This window comes from Arthrobacter arnarulunnguaqae (assembly GCF_051262515.1).
In the GTDB taxonomy this organism is placed as follows: domain Bacteria; phylum Actinomycetota; class Actinomycetes; order Actinomycetales; family Micrococcaceae; genus Arthrobacter_N.
The window spans coordinates 90,438-111,656 of record NZ_JBIMER010000004.1 but is presented as its reverse complement, the minus strand read 5'-3'; the positions used below and the strand labels follow the sequence as shown (position 1 = coordinate 111,656).

Genomic DNA, 21,219 nt, shown 5'->3' with positions numbered 1-21,219 from the left:
CCTATCGTTTCACGACCACGGCACCCGCGGCGAACCGCGTCCGCCCTCCCGCCGGCCCTCGGCGGCGGTGAGCCCGCGAGGACCCCGTCGCACCAAAGTCTTGACTTTGTAAATATGTCAGGACAAACTATTTTAAACGTTGTCGAATCGATGAGGAGAAAGCCATGCCGCTGTTGCGGATTGACCTGGTCCAGGGCCGGACGCCGGAGCAGGTGGCGGCAGTGAGTGCGGCCATCCACGGGGCAGTCGTGGCCGAGTATGGCATTCCGGACCGCGACTATTTCCAGATCATCTCGGAGCATCCCGCCGGGATGGTCGTCGCGCAGGATGCCGGCCTGGGGTTCGAGCGCGGGCCGGGCGTCGTGATGATCCAGATCTTCACCCAGCGCGGCCGATCCGCGGAGGCCAAGGCCTCGCTGTTCCGGGCCATTGCCGCGGCCCTGGCCCCATTGGGCGTGGGTGGGGAGGATGTCTTCATCGGCTACGTGGAGAACGGTCCCGAGGACTGGTCCTTCGGGTTCGGCGTGGCGCAGTACCAGACCGGCGAGCTCGCCGTGCCGTCCCGCGGCTTTGCGTCATGAGACCTCTTGTAAGAATGTCAGTACAAACCTTTGACAGGACAAAGAAATTGATGGAGAGTGGCACATGTGCCCCGGCTCACACGGTGGCCGTGGATGATGTTCGGGAGCCGACCGCCCCGGCAAGGAAAGGAAGGCGATCAGCGTGAACCTCGATGTGCTGACCATGGGACGCATCAGCGTTGACATCTACCCGAACGAGATCGGGGTGGGGCTCGCCGACGTGGAGAGCTTCGGCAAGTACCTCGGCGGATCGCCGACCAACGTCGCTGTCGCCGCCGCGCGCCATGGACGCCGCACCGGCGTCGTCACCCGCGTCGGGGACGACGACTTCGGGACCTATCTGATGCGCGAACTCGGGCGCTACGGCGTCGACGCGTCCCAGGTGGCGGCCGTCGCCGGCCTGCAGACGCCCGTGACGTTCTGCGCCATCCAGCCACCGGACGACTTCCCCCTCTACTTCTACGGGCGCCAGCCCACCGCCCCGGACTGGGAGATCGCCGCCGGCGAACTGGACCTGGACGCCATCCGCGATGCGCGCATCTTCTGGTCCACCGTGACGGGACTCAGCCGGGAGCCAAGCGCCGCCGCCCACCTGGCCGCCCTCGAAGCCCGCCCGCGCACCGGCCTCGCCGAAGGCGCCTTCACCATCCTGGACCTGGACTACCGGCCCATGTTCTGGGACTCGGAGGAGGCCGCCCACGAACAGGTGGCCCGCATCCTGCCGCACGTCACGGTCGCCATCGGTAACGACACCGAGTGCGCCGTCGCCGTCGGCGCCGGGACTCCCGACGAGCAGGCGGACCGGCTCCTCGCCGCCGGCGTAGAGATCGCCGTCGTCAAGCTGGGCCCCGAGGGTGTCATGGCCAAGACCCGCACGGACCGCGTCGTCTCCGCACCGGTGCCCGTGCAGACCGTCAACGGGCTCGGGGCCGGGGATTCGTTCGGTGGCGCCTTCTGCCACGGACTGCTCGCAGGCTGGCCGCTGGCCACCGTGCTGGACTACGCCAACGCCTCCGGCGCCATCGTCGCCTCGCGCGTGGCCTGTTCCGAAGACATGCCGACGCCCGCCGAGGTCGTGGCGCTGCTCGCCGAGCGCGGACGCCTGACGCCCGCCCTGGAAGAACTGGAGAGTGCCAAGTGAGCACCATCGCCATCGATCCGCAGGATCCCCGCCGCTACGAGCACCTGAGCAGGCTTCGGCTCGAGCAGCCGGGGGCCGTCGCGGAGGCTGCCGCGCGCCGCGTGCGCCACCCGGGACCCGTCCTGGGCGAGCAGAACTTCATCATCGCGGCCGACCACCCGGCCCGCGGTGCCCTGTCCGTCGGCCCCAACCCGTCCGCCATGGCCGACCGGCGGGACCTGCTGGACCGGCTGCGGACCGCGCTGGAGAACCCCGCCGTCGATGGCGTTCTGGCCAGTCCCGACGTCATGGACGACCTGCTGCTCCTCGGCGCGCTCGAGGGCAAGCTGGTCTTCGGTTCGATGAACCGCGGCGGCCTCGCCGGCTTCGTCAACGAACTCGACGACCGCTTCACGGGCCACACCGCCGCCGCGCTCGCCGACTTCGGGGCCGACGGCGGCAAGATGCTCACCCGCATCGCCCTCGGCGACCCGGCGACCGCCTCGATCCTGGAGAACACGGCGCATGCGATCGACGAACTCGCCGCCCGCGGGCTCGTCGCCATGGTCGAGCCGTTCCTTTCTGCCTGGGTGGACGGCAAGGTCCGCAACGACCTCAGCGCCGACGCCGTCATCAAGTCCGTGGCCATCGCCTCCGGACTCGGCTCGACCAGCGCGTACACGTGGATGAAGCTGCCGGTCGTGCCGGAGATGGAACGCGTCATGGCGGCGACCACGCTGCCCACCGTCCTGCTCGGCGGGGACCCGAGCACCGCCCCGGACGAGGTCTTCGCCACGTGGGCGGCGGCGCTGGCGCTCCCGGGCGTCCAAGGCCTCACGGTAGGACGCACGCTGCTTTATCCGCCGGACGGCAACGTCTCCGGAGCCGTCGCCACCGCCGCATCCCTGTTGAACTCCACGGCGCGCTCGCGCTCCGTGGGCGCAGCCACGAAGGAGGCCTAGCAGCCATGTCACACCGCACCATGACCGTCGCCCAGGCGGTCGTCGAGTTCCTCGGCCGGCAATACGTCGTGGACTCCGTCGGCGGCGAGGACTACCGCAGCCGGCTCATCCCGGGGATGTTCGGCATCTTCGGCCACGGAAACGTCGCCGGCGTCGGCCAGGCCCTCAAGCAGTGGCAGGCCGCGGACCCCACCCTGATGCCCTACTACCAGGGCCGCAACGAACAGGCCCAGTCGCACCAGGCCGTCGGGTACGCGCGGCACATGCGCCGCCGCGCGACCTACGCCGTGAGCACGTCGATCGGCCCGGGGTCCTCCAACCTGCTGACCGGGGCGGCGCTGGCCACGGCGAACCGCCTCCCGGTGCTGCTGCTGCCCTCGGACACCTTCGCCACCCGGGCCGCGGACCCCGTCCTGCAGCAGCTCGAGCATCCGCACGGCTACGACATCACGGTCAACGACGCGTTCCGGCCCCTGTCCAAGTACTTCGACCGCGTCAACCGCCCCGAACAGCTGTTCTCGGCGATGATGCACGGCCTGCGCGTCCTGACGGACCCCGCGGAGACCGGCGCCGTCACCATCTCGCTGCCGCAGGACGTGCAGGCCGAGGTCTTCGACGTCCCCGAGGAGTTCCTCGCCGAGCGCGACTGGCGGATCCGCCGGCCCGCGCCGGAGGAGCAGGACATCGCCCGCGCGGCCGAGCTGATCCGCGCGGCCAAGCGGCCGCTCATCGTCGCGGGCGGCGGAGTCCTGTACGCGTTTGCCCAGGACCAGCTGGCGGCCTTCGCCGAAGCCACGGGGATCCCCGTCGGCTACACGCAGGCCGGCGTCGGGACCCTGCCTTGGGACGCGCCGTACTGCCTGGGCGCCATCGGCTCCACGGGCACGACGGCGGCCAACGCCCTGGCACGCGAGGCCGACCTGGTGATCGGCATCGGAACGCGCTACGAGGACTTCACTACGGCGTCCCGCACCGCGTTCCAGAACGCGGACGTCTCCTTCGTGAACATCAACGTCGCCCCGATCGACGCCTACAAGCACGGGACATCGCTGCCGATCGTCGCGGACGCCCGCAAGGCGCTCGTGGCGCTGACGACGGCGCTGACGGGCTACCGCGTCGGCGCCGACCTGGAGCGGACCATCGCCGACGAGAAGCAGCGCTGGGACGCCACGGTCGACGAGGCATTCACCACCCGGCATGCCCCGTTGCCCGCGCAGAACGAGATCATCGGCGCCGTGAACGCAGCGATGGCGGACACCGACGTCGTGGTGTGCGCAGCCGGCTCCCTGCCCGGGGACCTGCACAAGATGTGGCGGGTCAAGGATGCCTACGGCTACCACGTCGAGTACGCGTTCTCCTGCATGGGATACGAGATCGCCGGCGGCCTCGGCGTCAAGCGCGCTGCCATCGACGAGGCCGCCGCGTCCGGCGCCCCGGCGCGCGACGTCGTCGTCATGGTCGGCGACGGCTCGTATCTGATGATGCACACCGAACTGGTCACCGCGGTGGCCGAGGGCATCAAACTCATCGTCGTCCTGATCCAGAACCACGGCTACGCGTCGATCGGTTCGCTGTCCGAATCGCTGGGCTCGCAGCGCTTCGGCACGCAGTACCGGGTGCTGGACAAGAACACGCACTCGTTCGACGCCGGGGAAACGCTCCCGGTGGACCTCGCGCTGAACGCCGAGTCGCTCGGCGTGCGCGTCATCCGGGTGGAACCCGGACCGGACGCGATCGCGGACCTGGCGGCGGCCGTCGCCGAGGCCAAGGCGGTGCCCGAGGGCGCCGGCCCGGTGCTGATACACGTGGAATCGGACCCGCTGCTGGACGCACCGGACTCCGAATCCTGGTGGGACGTCCCCGTCTCCGGGGTCTCCGACCTCGAATCCACGCGGGCCGCCCACCGCGTCTACACCGAGAAGAAGTCCATCCAGAAGAACTTCCTGGGCTAGCCTCCCGGCGCCCGGCACACCAAAACACTTACAGAACAGACCCCGAAAGGAAGCCATGAGCATCCAGACCACCACGGCCACCACGCCCACCGGCGTGAAGACCATCAACCACTTCATCAACGGCGCGGAGACCGCCGGCGTCGGCACCGCCACCCAGCCCGTCTACGACCCGGCCACCGGCCAGATCACCGGCGAACTCCGCCTGGCCGGCCCGGAGGACCTCAACGCGGCCGTCGCCGCGGCCCGCGCGGCCGCCGACTCGTGGGGCGACATGTCCCTCGCCCGCCGCACGGCCGTCCTGTTCAAGTTCCGCGAACTGCTCGCCGCGAACACCGACGAGCTGGCCCGGATCGTCACCAGCGAGCACGGCAAGGTGCTCTCCGACGCCGCCGGCGAGATCGGCCGCGGACTCGAGGTCGTCGAGTACGCCTGCGGCATCTCGCAGTCCACCAAGGGTGAGTACTCGGACCAGGTCTCCACCGGGATCGACGTGTTTTCCTTCCGCCAGCCGCTCGGCGTCGTCGCCGGCATCACCCCGTTCAACTTCCCGGTCATGGTGCCGTTGTGGATGGCGCCGGTCGCGATCGCCGCCGGCAACGCCTTCATCCTCAAGCCCTCCGAGCGCGACCCGTCCGCGAGCCTGTTCCTGGCGGGCCTCTGGAAGCGGGCCGGTCTGCCCGACGGCGTCTTCACCGTCCTGCACGGAGGCAAAGAGACCGTCGACGGTCTGCTGACGCACCCGGACATCGACGGGATCTCGTTCGTCGGCTCCACCCCGATCGCCAAGCACGTCCACGAGACGGCCACCAAACACGGCAAGCGCGTGCAGGCCCTCGGCGGGGCGAAGAACCACGCCGTCGTCATGCCCGACGCCGACCTGGACCTGGCCGCGGACCACATCACCGCAGCCGCGTTCGGCTCCGCCGGGCAGCGCTGCATGGCGATCTCCGTCGCCGTGACCGTGGGAGAGGCCGGCGACGCCCTGATGGACCGGCTCGTGGTGCGGGCCAACGACATCAAGGTCGCCAACGGCACGGACCCGGACGCGGACATGGGCCCGGTCATCACCCCGGCGTCCAAGACCCGCATCCAGCGGATCGTCGGCGAGGCCGGCGAGGCCGGCGCCGCCGTCCTGGTGGACGGGCGCGACCTGCTGGTCAAGGACCACGAGGAGGGCTTCTTCGTGGGCCCCACCGTGATCGACAAGGTCACCACGGAAATGACCGCCTACACCGAGGAGATCTTCGGGCCGGTGCTCGTGGTGGTCCGCGTCGACACGCTGGACGAGGCCATCGACGTGGTCAACGCCAACCCCTACGGCAACGGCACGGCCATCTTCACCTCCTCCGGGTCCAACGCGCGCAGCTACACGCGCCGGATCCGGGTGGGCATGGTCGGCATCAACGTCCCGCTGCCCGTCCCCGTGGCGTGGCACTCCTTCGGCGGCTGGAAGGACTCGCTCTTCGGCGACCACCACATCTACGGACCCGACGGCGTGCGCTTCTACACGCGCGGCAAGGCCGTCACCCAGCGCTGGCCCGAGCCCGCGCACGAATCCACGGCCTCCTTCAACTTCCCCTCCAACTAGCCGCCCCGGCACGCGAAAGGCACAGGACATGCCCGAGATCAGCAACAAGCTCACCATCGGCACCGCGCCGGACTCCTGGGGCGTCTGGTTCCCGGACGACCCCAAGCAGACCCCGTGGGAGCGGTTCCTGGACGAGGTCGTCGAGTCCGGCTACAAGACGATCGAGCTGGGTCCCTACGGCTACCTGCCCACCGATCCGTCACGGCTGGCCGACGAGCTGTCCGCCCGCGGGCTGGACGTCTGCGCGGGCACCGTCTTCACCGCGTTCCACCGCGGGCTCGACGGTTCCGCCGGGGCCTGGGAAGAGGCATGGGAGCCCGCCCGGCGCGTCGCCGAGCTCACGGCCGCGATGGGCGGCAAGCACATCGTGGTCATCCCGGCGATGTGGCGGGACGACGTCACGGGGGAGGCGGTGGAGGACGAGCACCTCTCCACCGAAGCCTGGTCCTCGCTGTTCACCGGGCACGACCGGCTGGGACGGATCCTGCGCGAGGAGTTCGGCCTCCAGCAGCAGTTCCACTCCCACGCCGACTCCCACGTCTGCGGCCAGGCGGACATCGAACGGTTCCTGCAGCACACAGACCCGACGCTGACGACGCTGTGCCTGGACACCGGACACGCCGAATACGGGGGAGCGTCCTCCGTGGACCTCATCGAGAAGTACCCGGAGCGGATCGGCTACCTGCACCTGAAGCAAATCGACCCGCAGGTGCTGGCGACGGTGCGCGAACGGAACCTGACCTGGGCCGAGGCGAACCTGGCCGGCGTCATGGTGGAACCCCCGAACGGGCTGCCGGACCTCGGAGCCGTGATCGACGCCGTGGAGCGCCTCGAGCGCCCGATCTACGGGATCGTTGAGCAGGACATGTACCCCGTCGCGGACTTCTCGGTCCCGATGCCGATCGCCCAGCGGACCCGTCAGCACCTGTTGTCCTGCGGTTCCCGCACCCGCGTCTAGCGGCACGCCAAACCACCCACCGCCCGCCCGGAACCCCGGGAGGCACACCAGAAAGGAGCAGCCGTGGCAGACACGCTTCGCGTTGCAGTCATCGGAGCCGGACGCATGGGCGCCGACCACATCCAGCGACTCCACCACCGCATCTCCGGCGCGGAGGTCGCCGCCGTCGTCGACATCGACGCGGACCGCGCCCGCGCCGCCATCGAGGGAATCCCCGGCGCCGTCGCGTTGGCGGACGCCACCGAGGCCATGGACAACGGCGACGTCAACGCCGTCCTGCTGGCCACTCCGGGCTTCCTCCACCTCGACATTCTGCTGGCCGCGCTGGAGCGCGACCTCCCGATCCTGTGCGAGAAACCGCTGACACCCGACTCCGCCTCCTCCTGGGAAATCGTCGAGGCCGAGGAGAAGCTGGGCCGCCAGCGGATCCAGGTGGGTTTCATGCGCCGGTTCGACGCCGAGTACGCGCAGCTGGAGCGGACCATCCGGTCCGGGGACTTCGGCGAGCTGCTGATGCTCCACCACCAGCACCGCAACCCGGACACCCCGGCGGGCTTCACGAACGAGATGCTCATCAACGACTCCGTGGTCCACGAGTTCGACGCTGTCCGGTTCTTCACCGGCGAGGAGATCACGTCCGTGCAGGTGCGGCTGGGCAAGGCCACGCGCAACGCGCCGAACGGCCAGCACGATCCGCAGCACGTCCTGCTGGAAACCGAGTCCGGCGTGCTCGCCGACGTCGAGATCTACGTCAACGCCCAGTTCGGCTACGAGGTGGCCACCCAGGCCTCGCTCGAAACCGGGATCGTCTCAATCGGAAACGACGCCGGTCCGTTCGTTCGCACGGCCGGCCGGTGGGGCGGAACGGTCACCCCCGGCTTCGAGCAGCGCTTCGGCGCGGCCTACGACGTCGAGATCCAGGCCTGGGTCGACGCAGCGGCGCGTGGCGAAATCGGTGGTCCCAGCGCGTGGGACGGCTACGCCACCGCGGCCTGCTGCGAGGCCGGCGTCGAGGCCCAGCGCACCGGCGAGAAGGTCGCCGTCGCGCTCAAGCCCAAACCGGCGCTGTACGCCTAAGCAGAGAGGCAATCAGATGAAGATCGCATTGGATCCCACGCCGTTCCACCCCACGCATTCCGTGCTCGAATTCCCGCGGCTCGCCGCCGAGCTGGGGTACAAGTACCTGCAGCTCACCCCGCACCAGGACGTCATCCCGTTCTTCACACACCCCAAGGCCGACGACCGGCTGGTGGGCGACCTGCGCAACGCGTGCCGGGAGGCCGGCGTCGAAATCGCTTCCGTGCTGCCCGTGCTCCGCTGGTCCTCCCCGGAGGAGTGGCAGCGCGAGGCCGCCGTGCGCTACTGGAAGCGCGCCATCCAGATCAGTGTGGACCTCGGCGTCCAGCAGATGAACACGGAGTTCTCCGGACGCCCCGAGCACGCCGAGGCGTCGGAGTCCGCGTTCTACCGCTCCATGGAGGAACTGCTGCCGGTGATCGAGCGGGAGGGGATCAACATCGCGATCGATCCCCACCCGGACGACTTCGTCGAGGAGGGCCTCGCCGCCTGGCGCGTCATCCGCGGCGTCAACTCCCCGAACCTCTCCTTCGTCTACGTGGCCGCCCACAGTTTCCACATGGTGGACGAGCCACTGGAGATCATGCAGGCGGTCGGCGACCGGCTGCGCGTGGTGCACGTGGCGGACACCATGGACCACCACGCGTCCCATGGGCTGCGCTACATCACCAACCCGCCGGGCAACCCCGTCCGCGTCCACCAGCACCTCAAGGTCGGGGACGGCGACGTGAACTGGGACGAGTTCTTCGGCGGCCTGGCGGAGAACGGGTTCTACTCCCGGGACGAGACCGTGATGGTGTCCTCCGTCTTCGCCGAAAACGACAACGCCCACGAGGTGGCCCGCTACCAACTGCGCACCATGCAGGATTACGCCTCCAGCGCCCAGTAGCGTTCCGCAGGATCCCACGCGCATCGAGCGGGCCAAGACAAAGGAGTTCCCATGTCCGATAAACAGCAGGTCTTGGCGGAGGCACACCTACCACCCCTGACACCGGGGCCACACCGCAAGCGACTCGGACTGATTTCGATCATCGCCTGTTTCGGCGGTCTCCTCTTCGGATACGACACCGGCGTGGCCAACGGCGCCGAGGGGCCGATGGCCGAGGAGTTGGGCCTGAGCCTGTTCCAGATCGGCCTGGTCATCAGTTCGCTGGTCTTCGCCGCCGCCGCCGGCGCCCTGGGATGCGGCCGGCTCGCCGACGGCTGGGGACGCCGCAAGACCATCATCATGCTTGCCGTGCTCTTCTTCGTCGGGACCCTGCTCGTGGTCTTCTCTCCGGCCGGACCGGAACCCGGCGTCTTCTCTCCCGGCGGGTTCGCCGTCCTGATTGCCGGCCGGATCATGCTGGGCTTGGCCGTCGGCGGCGCCTCCACGGTTGTCCCGGTCTATCTGGCCGAGCTCGCGCCCTATGAGATCCGCGGTTCGATCACCGGGCGCAACGAGCTGGCGATCGTCGTCGGCCAGCTGTCCGCATTCGTGATCAACGCGATCATCAGCACCACGCTGGGCGGCACAGTGGACGGAATCTGGCGGATCATGTTCGCCGTCTGCGCGCTTCCCGCCGTCGCATTGTTCTTCGGCATGCTGCGGATGCCCGAATCGCCGCGCTGGTACGTCGAGAAGCGTCGTTACGCCGAGGCCCTCCGCGTGCTGAAGACGGTACGTTCCCCCGAACGGGCACTGGCGGAGGTGCACGAGGTCGAGCTGATCGCCCAGCTGGAGAAGAGGAACCGGCAGGTGGGGCTCAAGGCCGTCATGTCGAACAAGTGGCTGCGGCGCACCATCCTGATCGCCATCGGCGTGGGCATGGCCCAGCAACTGACGGGCATCAACTCGATCATGTACTACGGCACGCGCGTGCTGGAGGAATCGGGCATGACGTCCGAGCAGGCGGTGCTCGCGAACATCTCCTTCGGCGTGGTCGCCGTGATCGGTGGCATCATCGCGCTGTACAACATGGACCGCATGGATCGCCGCAAGACCTTCATGATCGGCCTGTCGCTGACCACGACCTGCCACCTGCTGGTCGCGGTCGCCGGCATGCTGCTGCCCGAGGGCAACCCGGCACGTCCGATCGTCATCCTGGTCCTGGTGGTCGCGTTCGTGCTGTCGATGCAGACCTTCCTGAATATCGCCGTCTGGGTGTGGCTGGCCGAGATCTTCCCGCTGCACATGCGTGGACTCGGCATCGGCATCGCCGTCTTCTTCGTGTGGATCACCAACGGTTTCCTGGCACTGTACTTTCCGTCGTTGATCTCCGGCATCGGGATCACCGGTTCGTTCTTCCTGTTCGCCGGTGTGGGGGTTCTGGCCCTGGTCTTCGTGGCCACCCAGGTCCCCGAGACCCGCGGCCGCACCCTCGAGGCACTCGAGGAGGATGTCTCCACCGGTGCGATCTACACCGTCAAGGCGACCCTGGCCGACTAAGTAGTACCAGGGCGCACGAGACGAGACGGGGCGAACCGATTGGATCGGTTCGCCCCGTCTCGCCGCGCCGTTCCGGTTTACTCGTATGCGCCGGGCACCGTCTGGTCCCAGTCGATGACCGGGCCCGTGACCACGCCGGAGCTTTCCGAGACCAGGTACGCGGCGAAGTCCGCTAATTCATCCACCGTAGATCAGTACCTCGCTCTCGACTGCGTCGGCGTGCGGGTAGGGAACGGTGCGTTCGGCGAGCACGGCCTCGAAATCGAAGAGCCGGCAGTCGGCGGAGCGGAACCATGCGGGAGGCCCGGCGTGGCGCATTGGTGCGGCGGTCATGTTGGTGTCCTTTCGGCAAGGATCTCCTCAGGAGAACCCGTCCGGTGACGCACCGATTTATTGTCCGGGACACCGCCCGGCAGGCGGGTGTCAGCGACGCGACGGTTGACCGCGTCCTCTACGGACGTCCTGGAGTCCGCCGAACGACGGCCGGCGAAGTGCACCGGGCGATCGCCGAGTTGGAGGCACAGCAGGAACAGCTGGAACTGTTCGGACGGCGCTTCCTGATCGACGTCGTCGCCGACGGCCCCCTGAGGTTCCTCTCGGCCGTACGGCAGGCCATCGAAGCGGAGCTGCCGCTGCTGCGCCCGGCCAGCCGGACGGGTACTCCGCCGCCGGAGACCTCCTCGCCGCCATGCCGGACGTCACGGCAATCCTCGCCGCGAACGACTCCATGGCGCTCGGCGCGGCCGGCGCGCTGCGCGAGGCCGGCCTGCGCGTGCCAAAGGACGTGTCCCTGATGGGTTACGACGATTCGCCGCTGGCCAAGTCGCGGCTGCTGGACCTGACCAGCGTGGACTACCGCGGCGTCGCCGTCGGGTCCGACGTCGGTGCGGCGCTGTTGGCGCTGTTGGAGGGCGGGGCGCCCGCGGATCCGCCGCGCGTGCCGCCGCGGATCGTGCGGCGCGGGTCGACGGGCGCGGTCGCGGGCGCCGCTAACCCGCCGTGAACGGCAGGCGCGGGTCGATTTCGTGCGCGTCCCACGTGGAGCGGACCCAACCGTGGTGGGGGTCGTCGCTGATGAGCCACTCCCGGACGCGGCCGGGGCCGGCCATGACGTTCAGGTAGTACAGGTCGTAGCCCGGGGCGGCCATGGCGGGGCCGTGCCAGCCGTAGGGAACCAGGACGACGTCGCCGGTCCGGACCTCCGCGGTGACGTCGATCGGCCGGTCGTCGGAGGCGTAGACGCGGGCGTAGCCCAGGGGGTCGCCGGGGGACGGTGCCGCGGAGTCCGGGGCGGTCCGCGTCTCGAAGTAGTAGATCTCCTCTAGGTTGGTTTCCCCGTCCTTCTCCTCGTCGTGCTTGTGCGGGGGATAGGAGGACCAGTTCCCGGACGGGGTGATGACCTCGCAGACGATGAAGCGGTCCGCCTCGAGTGCGGCGGGCGTTCCGAAGTTGTGCACCTGGCGCGAGCAGTTTCCCGCACCGCGCAGTTCGACCGGCGTCTCCGCGGCGGTCACCAGACGTGCCGGATACGACTGTTTGGCCGGGGCCAGGGCAATGGCCACGCGTCCGCCCGCCGCGGACGTGATGGTCAGGTCCGCACCGGTTCCGGTGTAGAGGACATCGGAGGGACCGTCGAAGACGGAGGCGCGTCCCGCCAGTTTATGGGCGACGCCGTCGGCGGTTGCCGTGAAGGCGCCCGAGAGCGGTACCACGATGCGCTCCTCGGCGGAGGCCGGAAGCTCGACCGTGGCGCCGGGTGCCAGCTCGGCGACCTTGAGACCGGTGTGTTCCCATCCCGGCACGTCGACGGAGCTGTCGTGCGCCCCGAGCGAGATGGACCAGGGGCCCTCGGATGCGGTGCCTGCGGGGTATACCCAATCGGTCATGGCTGGCCTTTCGGTAGTGCGGGGGGAGCGGTTTAGCGCTGCACCAGGGTCATTTCGAAGCTGTAGGAATCCGCCCGGTAGACGTGCGATCCGGTCTCCACCGGCCGTCCGGCGTCGTCCATCGCGGTTCGCTCCATGGTGACGAGGGCGTCCCCGGGCTCCACGGCGAGCAGCGGCGCCTGCCGCTCGGTGGCCGTGACGGCACCGATGCGCTGGTTGGCCAGGCGGAAGTTGACCCCGGCCTGGCGCAGGATCAGGTAAAGGCCCTCGCGGCCGAGGCGTTCCTCGTCCATGTCGACGATGTCGTCGCGGACCCAGTTCTCCATCAACGCCAGCGGGTTTCCGTCCACGCGGCGGAGCCGGGTGAAGTGGTAGACCATGGCGCCCTCGGGGAGCTGGAGGAGTTCCCGCGTGCGGTCGTCCGCCGTCATGTGCGCGAAGGACAGGACCTCGGTGGTCGGCGTCTTGCCGGCACGCTCCAGGTCGTCGTTGAGGCTGGTCAGCTCCAAATGGCGGCGGACCTGGCTGGCCACGACCTGGGTGCCGACGCCGCGCTTGCGGACCAGGAGTCCGGAGCGAACGAGCTCGTCCATGGCCTTGCGCATGGTGGGACGGGAAAGGTTCAGCTGCTGCGCCAGGTCGATCTCGTTGGCCAGGCGGCTGCCGTTTTCCAGCGTCCCATCGTGTATAGCGGCCTCGATGCCCTGCACGATCTGGTGGTACAGCGGGACCGGGGACGTCCGGTCGATCGGGATGTTCAGGGCGGTGCTCATCTGCTCTCCTCCACGGAACCTCAGGATGTCAATTTGTTAAGACAAAGCTACGCCATGACGTCAAGACTTCTCCCCATCGGCCATTCCAGCGTAGTCCCGGTTAAGAGCTGTTGTAAATATGTCCTGACATACTCTTGACTTACGTGATGGAGGTCACCATGATTCAAGGGAAGGAACGGGACGTGCTTTCGGACGCCGCCCGCTCCACCGGGACCGCGGGGTGCGGTCCTGCCGTGAAATCGAAGGAGATTCCCGTGTCGTCCAAGCTTTCCTGGCGCAAGGTCGCCGCAGCAACAGCACTCGTTCCGCTCATCGGCCTGGCCGCCTGTTCCAGCGAGGGCGGCCGCGCCCCGGAGCCCGACGCCGAGGGTGGCGGGGGAGCGGCGGTATCCACGCCCGAGCTCGACATCGCACTCATCACCCACGCCGCACCGGGCGACACGTTCTGGGACATCGTCCGCAAGGGAGCCGAGGAAGCCGCCGCCAAGGACAACGTGTCCCTGCAATACCTTTCCGACCCGGACGGCGGACGCCAGGCCCAGCTGATCGAGCAGGCCATTGACCAGGGCGTCGACGGCATCGCGGTCACCTTGGCCAAGCCCGACGCGATGGCGTCCGCGCTGAAAAAGGCAACCGACGCCGGCATCCCGATCGTCAGCCTCAACGCCGGCGAGGACCGCTTCAAGGACCTCGGCGCGTTCACCCACTTCGGTTCCAACGAGAAGCTGGCCGGCGAAGCGCTGGGCGAGCGGCTGGCGGACGACGGGTTCAGCCAGCCCGTGTGCGTCATTCAGGAACAGGGACACGTCGGCCTCGAGAACCGTTGCGCGGGTGTCAAGGACAAGATTCCCGGCACCGAAATCCTGTACGTGCAGGGCACGGACATGACCCAGGTCGCGTCGACCGTCACGGCCAAACTCCAGGCAACGGCCGGCGTCGACGTCATCATTGGCTTGGGCGCTCCCTTCACCCTGACCATCCTCAATGCCGTCGAGACGACGGGTTCGGATGCCAAGGTGGCCTCGTTCGACATGAACCCGGAAATGGCCCAGAAGATCGTCGACGGGGAGGTCATCCTGACGGTCGACCAGCAGCCCTGGCTGCAGGGATACGGTGCGATCGATGCCATCTGGCAGAACCACCGCGGCGGTTTCGAGCTCGGCGGGGGCCAGCCCGTGCTGACCGGACCGACGATCATCGACTCGGAGAACGCCGCGGACGTCCTGGACTTCGCCGCCGAAGGCCTCCGCTAACCCACGAGCCAGCCCGGGACGGCGGCGAAATCCGCCGTTCCGGCCCACAGAAAGCGACGCTTGAGATGACTGACACACTGACCGCCGCCAAACCGGCGGCCGACGACAGGGTTGCTACCAAGAGCACCCTGGCCAAGCTCCTGGGGAGGCCCGAGATCGGGGCGCTGGTCGGAGCCGTGGCGTTGTTCGCGTTCTTCGCGGTCGTCGCCCCCGTCTTCCTGCAGCCGTCCTCGTTCGCGACGGTGCTCTACGGGGCATCGACCATCGGCATCATGGCGGTGGGGGTTTCGCTGCTGATGATCGGCGGGGAGTTCGACCTCTCCACGGGCGTCGCGGTCATCTCCTCGGCGCTGGGGGCCTCGCTGTTCTCCTGGTACTTCAGTACCAACGTATGGGTCGGCGTCGGCGTCGCCCTGCTGGTGTCACTGTCAGTCGGCTTCATCAACGGGTGGATCCTCATCAAGACCAAGCTGCCGTCGTTCATCGTCACGCTTGCGACCTTCCTGATGCTCACCGGCCTGAACCTCGGCCTGACCCGCCTGATCGGCGGGTCGGTGTCCACGCCCTCCATTTCCCAGATGGACGGCTTCGCCTCCGCCCGCGCCGTCTTCGCGTCCTCCGTGGACGTCCTGGGGATCGACGTGAAGATCACGGTCTTCATCTGGATCGGCCTGGTTGCCGTCGCGTCCTGGATCCTGCTGCGCACGAAGGTCGGAAACTGGATCTTCGCCGTCGGCGGCGACGACAACGCGGCCCGCGCCGTCGGCGTCCCGGTGGTTAGCACGAAGATCGGGCTGTTCATGGGAGTAGGCCTGTGCGGCTGGATCCTGGGCATGCACAACCTGTTCGCATTCAGCACCGTCCAGTCCGGCGAGGGCGTCGGCAACGAGTTCCTCTACATCATCGCCGCGGTGATCGGCGGCTGCCTGCTCACCGGAGGCTACGGATCCGCCGTCGGCGGCGCGATCGGCGCCTTCATCTTCGGCATGGCCAACAAGGGCATCGTGTACGCCGAGTGGAATCCGGACTGGTTCAAGTTCTTCCTGGGCCTGATGCTGCTGTTGGCCACGATCGTGAACATCGCGGTGAAGAAGCGGGCGGAATCGAAATGACCAGCAGCCAGAACCCCGGAGGCACCCCGATGAACGAGACCACACGCAAGGACCGGATCGAGCAGGAAGAACTGCTCCGCAACGAGACTGATCCGCTGACCCACACCCCCGTCCACATGCTCGAGCTGCGCCAGGTCGGCAAGCGCTACGGCAACATCATCGCCCTGCGGGACGTCACCATGGCGGTCGACGCCGGCCGCGTCACGTGCGTCCTGGGTGACAACGGCGCCGGCAAGTCCACGCTGATCAAGATCATCGCCGGGCTGCACCGTCACGACGACGGCGTCCTGAGCATCCTGGGCGAGGAGCGCAAGCTCTCGTCCCCGCGCGAGGCCCTCGACTCCGGCATCGCCGCCGTGTACCAGGACCTCGCCGTCGTGCCGCTGATGCCGATCTGGCGCAACTTCTTCCTGGGCTCCGAGCTGACCACCGGCACGGGACCGTTCAAGCGCCTGGACGTGGAAACGATGAAGCGGATCACCAAGGAGGAGCTCGCCGCCATGGGGATCGACCTCCGCGACGTCGAGCAGCCCATCGGGCAGCTCTCCGGCGGCGAGCGCCAGTGTGTGGCGATCGCCCGGGCCGTCCACTTCGGCGCGAAGGTCCTGATCCTCGACGAGCCGACGGCGGCGCTGGGCGTCAAGCAGTCGGGCGTCGTGCTGCGTTACATCCTGCAGGCCCGTGACCGCGGGCTGGGCGTCATCTTCATCACCCACAACCCGCACCACGCCTTCCCGGTGGGCGACCGGTTCCTGCTGCTCAAGCGCGGACGGTCGATCGGGTACTACGACAAGAAGGACATCACCCTCGGGGAGCTCACGGCGCAGATGGCCGGCGGCGCCGAACTGGCGGAGCTGGCCCACGAACTCGAGGAGCTGGGCGGACACTCCGAAATCGCCGCCGAGGTCCAGGCGGAGTTCGACGAAACGGTCCGCCACGCGCCCGCCTCCGAGCGCAACCGTGCATGAGGTGACCAGGAAGGCCCTGACCTTGGGACTGGCGGGCGTCGGCCGGATAGGATCCATGCACGCGGAGAACATCGCGGGCCTGCGGGACCGGTTCGCCGATCGTGGCATCGACCTGCGCCTGATGCTCACCGACGCCAACGACGCGCACGCCAGGACGGCGTCGGAGCGGCTGGGCGTCGGCCACGCGGCCTCGGTTCCGGAACTGCTCGCCGGGGGGATCGACGGGTTGGTGGTCGCCACCGGGACGCAGACCCACCCGGAGCTGATCCGGGCGGGCCTGGCTGCCGGGGTTCCCGTGTTCTGCGAGAAGCCCGTCGCCGGGAGTGTGACGGCGTCGTTGCCGCTGCTGGACGAGATCCGCGCGGCGGGCGGGACGGTGCAGATCGGCCACCAGCGGCGCTTCGACCCCGGCTACCTGGAGGCGAAGCGGCGCTACGAGACGGGCGAGCTCGGGTGGATCCACTCGATGCGCGCGGTCACGGGAGACATGTTCCCGCCGTCCGTGGAGTTCCTCGCCTCCTCCGGCGGGCTGTTCCGGGACTGCGCGGTGCACGACTTCGACATCCTGCGCTGGCTCACGGGCCAGGAGATCGTGGAGGTCTACGCGCGCGGATCGAACAACGGCGACCCGGCCATCGGGGCGGTCGGCGACGTGGACACGACCCTGGCCGTGTTGACGTTCGCGGACGGGACCGTCGCCACCGCGAGCGCCACCCGCTACAACGGCGCCGGCCACGACGTCCGCCTGGAGATCCAGGGTTCCAAGGACACTGTCATGGTGGGCCTCGACGAAAGGGCCGCGTTGCGCTCGGCCGAGAACGACGTCGTGTTCCCGGCCGGGACCGCGCACCGCACCTTCGCGGAACGCTTCGCGCCCGCCTACCGCGCGGAAATGGCGGCGTTCGTCGAAGTGGTCCTGGGTGAGCGGGAGAACCCGTGCACCCCCGAGGACGCCGTCGCGGCCTCGGCGGTCGCGGACGCGGCGCAGGAATCGCTGGCGTCCGGCCGGCCCGTGGAGGTCGCGCCGCTGGCGCTTCGGCTCTGACCGCCCGTCCGGCACTGTCCGCCCCGCCGCCCGCCGGTAGGGTGTGCCCATGAACCACCTGCGGACACTGCATCCCGTTCCCCGCCAGCTGGACATCGCCTCGCTCGACGCGTTCGATGCCAGGGCCGGGGCGAGCCTGCGCAGAGGACGCGCCGGGGGCGGCGCCAGCATGCACGGCTGGCACCTGCAGTCGCTCGACCTCCGGGAGCGGACGGATTCGCTCGGAGCACTCGATCCCTCCGGGGCCGTCTTCCTGGGGTGCGAGCTGCCGCCCGGGTTCGAGGAGCACCTGCGGGCGCGCGGCGCGCTGGTGTTCCCCGCCCTCCCGGGGGTCCCCTTCGATTCGTACCGCGGCCGCCTCTACACGGCCGCGGAGCTCTACGGGGGGATCGGCGGGGCCGAATACGAGTCGACGCCGGATGCGCGCATCTACGCCTGGGGGCACCAGCGGACCGTCGCCACAGCGGGCGGACCGGCTCCGACCGCCCCCGAATTGGCCGCGACGCTCCACGACCACGCAATCGGCGCGGCCCTGGACACGGCGCTCGCCGGACCGCTGGCGGGGCGCCGACTGGTCGGGGTGATGGGAGGCCACCGCGCCGCCCGCGGGTCCGCGGGCTACCGCCAGGCCGTGCTGCTGGGCCGGGGGTTGGCGCGGGCGGGATACACGGTCGCCACCGGCGGCGGGCCCGGCGCCATGGAGGCCGCCAACCTCGGCGCGTACCTTTCGTCCGCCACCGGCGCGGAACTCGACGACGCGCTGGGCACCCTGGCCGCGGCGCCGTCGTACCGGCCGTCCGTGACGGCGTGGGCGCGCGCGGCGGACGACGTGCTCCGCCGCCACCCGGAGGGCACCGCGAACCTGGGCATCCCGACGTGGTTCTACGGGCACGAGCCGCCGAACCTGTTCGCGACGCACATCGCCAAGTACTTCGCCAACGCGGTCCGCGAGGCCGTCCTGCTGGCCAAGTGCGACGGCGGGATCGTGTTCCTGCCCGGCGCGGCCGGCACCGTCCAGGAGGTCTTCCAGGACGCCTGCGAAAACTACTACGGCACGCCGGAGACCATCCGGCCGATGGTGCTGGTCGGCGTCGAGCACTGGACCGTGAAGCTGCCCGTGTGGCAGTTGCTTAGCGCGCTGGCCGCCGAGCGGGACATGGCCGGATCGGTCCACCTCGTCGAGACCGGGGCCGAGGCCGTGGAGCTGCTCGCGCGCCTCGGCTAGGTCCTCGCAGCCGTCTGCCGGGCCCGCGCCCTACACTGGGGCCATGGATCCCTCACCCTTTCTCCAGTCGCGCCAGCGGTTCGTTCCGGCGTCCCCCTCCGACGTGTTCGACCTGCTCGCGGACCCCGCGATGCACCCGGTGATCGACGGATCGGGGACGGTGCGGGCCCCACGGAAGGGCGGGCCCGCGCGGTTGGGACCGGGCGCGGAGTTCGGCATGGACATGCGCCTCGGGCTCCCGTACCGCATCAGCAACACGGTGGTGGAGTTCGAGGAGGGCCGGCACATCGCCTGGCGCCACTTCAGCGGCCACCGGTGGCGCTACGAGCTGGAACCGGCCGACGGCGGGACGCTGGTCCGCGAGACCTGGGACGCCAGCCGCCTCAAGCACAAGTGGGCGCTGACGCTGCTGGGCTTCACGCGCACCACCCCGGGCAACATGGAACGCACCCTGGAGCGGCTCGCCGGGCACTTCGAGCAGGACGGCGAACCTGACGGGGAACCGCACGCCGAAGCGGACCGCGACTGACCGCGACTACGCGATCGTGGTGCCGAAGGCCAGCCCCAGCGCGTAGGTGACCGCCGCGGCGCCCAGTCCGATCGCCAGCTGGCGCAGCCCGCGCTTCGCCGGCGAGGCGCCGGAGAGCAGCCCGACGACGCCGCCGGTCAGCAGCAGTGCCAGTCCCACCAGCACGACGGCGGCCGCGACGGCCGCGGTCCCGGTCAGCCCCAGGAGGTACGGCAGGATCGGGATGAGCGCGCCGGAGGCGAAGAAACAGAAACTGGCCGCGGAGGCGCCGAGCGCCGAGCCCACCGCCTCGTGCTCCTGCGAGGCTTCCTCCTCGAGTTCCGGGTGCAGCGACAGCGACGCGTTGCAGTCGCAGGCGAAGTAACCCATGCGCTCCGCCGCCCGGTGTTCGGCGTCCTCCGCGCTCATCCCGCGGGCCTTGTAGACCAGCACGAGTTCGTTGGCGTTGAGGTCCAGATGCGGCGCGGCGGACAGCGTGACCTGCGTCGGCTGCGACGCCGAAAGCAGTTCGCGTTGCGACCGCACGGACACGTATTCGCCGGCGGCCATGGACAGGGCTCCGGCGAGCAGACCGGCGATTCCGGAGAAGAGCACCAGGGCGTTGGAGACGCCGGCGGCGCCGATGCCCATCACCAGAGCCAGGTTGGACACCAACCCGTCGTTGGCGCCGAAGACGGCGGCCCGGAAGTTCCCGGAGAGCCGGTTGCGGCCTCGCGTCGCCAACCCGCGGACGACCTCCTCGTGGACCAGTTCGTCGGCGGCCATCTGCCGGGTGGCGTCCTGGTCCGCCGCGTAGGGGGAGTTGCCCTCGGCGCGTTGGGCCAGGGCAAGCACGAACACGGAGCCGAAGTGGCGGGCCAGGAAGCGCAGCACCGTTCGGCGCAGCGAGGGACGGACCCGCTTGTCGGCGTCCTCGCCGAGCAGTGTGCGCCAGTGGAGTTCGTGGCGGCGTTCGGCCTCGGCGAGGCCCAGCAGGATCTGGCGTTCCTCGCCCTCGCGGTTGGCGGCCAGCTCGCGGTAGACGGCGCCCTCGGCGCGTTCGTCGGCCAGGTACTGCCGCCACCTGCGGATGTCGCGGTGTGTGGGGGTGCGGCGGGCGTCGGGGTTCTCGACCGGGCTGTCTTGGTCGGTGCTCATGGGGTCCTCGGGTCGGAGCGTGGTCCCGAAAGCTTCTCGGGAGGCGCGGACCGGGGCCGTTCGGGGATACGACGAGCCTCGGACCGCCGCCGGCGGGCCGAAGGTCTCGCTCGCCCGGACGCTGGGTCCGGGTGGACTGCCGGGTCACGCGCGGTGGCCAGTATGTCGACATGTCCGCCGCCGCCGTCGTGCCCGATGCCGGGTCCTTGGGCGGGTTCGGAACTACTCCCCTTCAGCCTCCGAGTATACCCGCGGGCGCGGGCCGCAGCCCACGCGCTGACGCGCGCGGGCCGCCGTCCGTCCCGCTGCCGCGACTGTGCCCTACCGGGCGTCGCCCTCCGCCGCGACGGACCGCCCGCTCCAGGCGCTTCCGGAGACGCGGAACGCCCAGGCCCGGGAGACTTCGGGACGGGTGGCGGGCGTCAGGAGGCTGGCGACGACGTCGACCACCGCGGACGCGGCGAGGCAGTAGTAGACGCGTTGACGAATTCCATGGGGTGTCCTTCAGGAATTGCACTACGGTAAACAGGTGTTGCCCGCTAGGCTAGTGTGATCCAGCTAACGCGTCAATTGACCTAAGCTGGTTGCCACTGTCGTTTGACCCTCAGATCCGGAGAATCCGCCC

21 protein-coding genes are annotated in these 21,219 nt (G+C 69.4%); 17 read left to right on the top strand and 4 right to left on the bottom strand.

The features are described from left to right. Positions 1–164: 164 nt before the first annotated feature. From ACHAAJ_RS05885 to ACHAAJ_RS05845, 9 genes are all read left to right on the top strand, one after another. The gene (locus tag ACHAAJ_RS05885; RefSeq protein WP_435727066.1) at positions 165–581 is read left to right on the top strand and encodes a tautomerase family protein; all 417 of its coding nucleotides are present in this window, start codon (positions 165–167) and stop codon (positions 579–581) included. A gap of 142 nt (positions 582–723) precedes the next feature. Beyond that, positions 724–1,722, top strand: coding sequence for a 5-dehydro-2-deoxygluconokinase (gene iolC, locus ACHAAJ_RS05880; protein WP_435727065.1), 999 nt, complete (start codon positions 724–726; stop codon positions 1,720–1,722). After that, positions 1,719–2,663, top strand: coding sequence for a Cgl0159 family (beta/alpha)8-fold protein (locus ACHAAJ_RS05875; RefSeq protein WP_435727064.1), 945 nt, complete (start codon positions 1,719–1,721; stop codon positions 2,661–2,663). Before iolC ends, ACHAAJ_RS05875 begins: the two co-directional genes overlap by 4 nt. A gap of 20 nt (positions 2,664–2,683) precedes the next feature. Then, on the top strand, positions 2,684–4,615 hold the full coding sequence (iolD, locus tag ACHAAJ_RS05870; RefSeq protein ID WP_435727166.1) for a 3D-(3,5/4)-trihydroxycyclohexane-1,2-dione acylhydrolase (decyclizing): 1,932 nt from the start codon (positions 2,684–2,686) through the stop codon (positions 4,613–4,615). 55 nt (positions 4,616–4,670) lie between these two features. After that, positions 4,671–6,203: a CoA-acylating methylmalonate-semialdehyde dehydrogenase gene (locus ACHAAJ_RS05865; RefSeq protein WP_435727063.1), complete on the top strand. Its 1,533-nt coding sequence runs from the start codon at positions 4,671–4,673 to the stop codon at positions 6,201–6,203. A gap of 28 nt (positions 6,204–6,231) precedes the next feature. Then, the gene (locus tag ACHAAJ_RS05860) at positions 6,232–7,161 is read left to right on the top strand and encodes a sugar phosphate isomerase/epimerase family protein (RefSeq protein WP_435727062.1); all 930 of its coding nucleotides are present in this window, start codon (positions 6,232–6,234) and stop codon (positions 7,159–7,161) included. 63 nt (positions 7,162–7,224) lie between these two features. Then, a complete protein-coding gene (locus ACHAAJ_RS05855; RefSeq protein WP_435727061.1) occupies positions 7,225–8,238 on the top strand; it encodes a Gfo/Idh/MocA family protein in 1,014 nt (337 codons plus the stop codon). A gap of 16 nt (positions 8,239–8,254) precedes the next feature. After that, complete coding sequence (locus tag ACHAAJ_RS05850) at positions 8,255–9,127, top strand: sugar phosphate isomerase/epimerase family protein (RefSeq protein ID WP_435727060.1); 873 nt, start codon at positions 8,255–8,257, stop codon at positions 9,125–9,127. Positions 9,128–9,178: 51 nt separating this feature from the next. Next, the gene (locus tag ACHAAJ_RS05845; protein WP_435727059.1) at positions 9,179–10,666 is read left to right on the top strand and encodes a sugar porter family MFS transporter; all 1,488 of its coding nucleotides are present in this window, start codon (positions 9,179–9,181) and stop codon (positions 10,664–10,666) included. A 177-nt stretch (positions 10,667–10,843) separates the two neighbouring features. On the opposite strand, the gene ACHAAJ_RS05840 is transcribed toward ACHAAJ_RS05845, so the two are convergent. Then, on the bottom strand, positions 10,844–10,999 hold the full coding sequence (locus ACHAAJ_RS05840) for a hypothetical protein (RefSeq protein WP_435727058.1): 156 nt from the start codon (positions 10,997–10,999) through the stop codon (positions 10,844–10,846). Here ACHAAJ_RS05840 and ACHAAJ_RS05835 point away from each other — a divergent pair. Together ACHAAJ_RS05835 and ACHAAJ_RS05830 are read left to right on the top strand one after the other, a co-directional pair. After that, the gene (locus ACHAAJ_RS05835) at positions 10,960–11,460 is read left to right on the top strand and encodes a LacI family DNA-binding transcriptional regulator (protein ID WP_435727057.1); all 501 of its coding nucleotides are present in this window, start codon (positions 10,960–10,962) and stop codon (positions 11,458–11,460) included. The two genes, ACHAAJ_RS05840 and ACHAAJ_RS05835, sit on opposite strands and share 40 nt — an antisense overlap. Continuing rightward, entirely contained in the window at positions 11,355–11,669 is a 315-nt protein-coding gene (locus ACHAAJ_RS05830) for a substrate-binding domain-containing protein (protein WP_435727056.1), read from the top strand. Before ACHAAJ_RS05835 ends, ACHAAJ_RS05830 begins: the two co-directional genes overlap by 106 nt. Here ACHAAJ_RS05830 and iolB read toward each other — a convergent pair. Both iolB and ACHAAJ_RS05820 read right to left on the bottom strand, forming a co-directional pair. Next, complete coding sequence (gene iolB / locus ACHAAJ_RS05825) at positions 11,656–12,552, bottom strand: 5-deoxy-glucuronate isomerase (protein WP_435727055.1); 897 nt, start codon at positions 12,550–12,552, stop codon at positions 11,656–11,658. The genes ACHAAJ_RS05830 and iolB overlap by 14 nt on opposite strands. 32 nt (positions 12,553–12,584) lie before the next feature. Next, on the bottom strand, positions 12,585–13,325 hold the full coding sequence (locus ACHAAJ_RS05820; protein WP_435727054.1) for a GntR family transcriptional regulator: 741 nt from the start codon (positions 13,323–13,325) through the stop codon (positions 12,585–12,587). Between the two features lie 254 nt (positions 13,326–13,579). On the opposite strand from ACHAAJ_RS05820, the gene ACHAAJ_RS05815 reads away from it, so the two are divergent. From ACHAAJ_RS05815 to ACHAAJ_RS05790, 6 genes are all read left to right on the top strand, one after another. After that, positions 13,580–14,578 (top strand): substrate-binding domain-containing protein, encoded by a 999-nt coding sequence (locus tag ACHAAJ_RS05815; protein ID WP_435727053.1) that lies wholly within the window; start codon positions 13,580–13,582, stop codon positions 14,576–14,578. A gap of 65 nt (positions 14,579–14,643) precedes the next feature. Continuing rightward, positions 14,644–15,690, top strand: a complete 1,047-nt coding sequence (locus tag ACHAAJ_RS05810; protein WP_435727052.1) for an ABC transporter permease — start codon at positions 14,644–14,646, stop codon at positions 15,688–15,690. Next, positions 15,687–16,658: an ATP-binding cassette domain-containing protein gene (locus ACHAAJ_RS05805; protein WP_435727051.1), complete on the top strand. Its 972-nt coding sequence runs from the start codon at positions 15,687–15,689 to the stop codon at positions 16,656–16,658. The genes ACHAAJ_RS05810 and ACHAAJ_RS05805 overlap by 4 nt, the downstream gene beginning before the upstream one ends. Before the next feature lies 1 nt (position 16,659). Further along, the gene (locus ACHAAJ_RS05800) at positions 16,660–17,703 is read left to right on the top strand and encodes a Gfo/Idh/MocA family oxidoreductase (RefSeq protein ID WP_435727050.1); all 1,044 of its coding nucleotides are present in this window, start codon (positions 16,660–16,662) and stop codon (positions 17,701–17,703) included. A 49-nt stretch (positions 17,704–17,752) separates the two neighbouring features. Next, positions 17,753–18,928: an LOG family protein gene (locus ACHAAJ_RS05795; RefSeq protein ID WP_435727049.1), complete on the top strand. Its 1,176-nt coding sequence runs from the start codon at positions 17,753–17,755 to the stop codon at positions 18,926–18,928. Positions 18,929–18,971: 43 nt separating this feature from the next. Next, positions 18,972–19,457, top strand: coding sequence for an SRPBCC family protein (locus ACHAAJ_RS05790; protein WP_435727048.1), 486 nt, complete (start codon positions 18,972–18,974; stop codon positions 19,455–19,457). A gap of 6 nt (positions 19,458–19,463) precedes the next feature. Here the strand turns inward: ACHAAJ_RS05790 and ACHAAJ_RS05785 are convergent, their stop codons facing one another. Further along, on the bottom strand, positions 19,464–20,594 hold the full coding sequence (locus tag ACHAAJ_RS05785) for a VIT1/CCC1 transporter family protein (protein ID WP_435727047.1): 1,131 nt from the start codon (positions 20,592–20,594) through the stop codon (positions 19,464–19,466). Between the last annotated feature and the right edge of the window lie 625 nt (positions 20,595–21,219).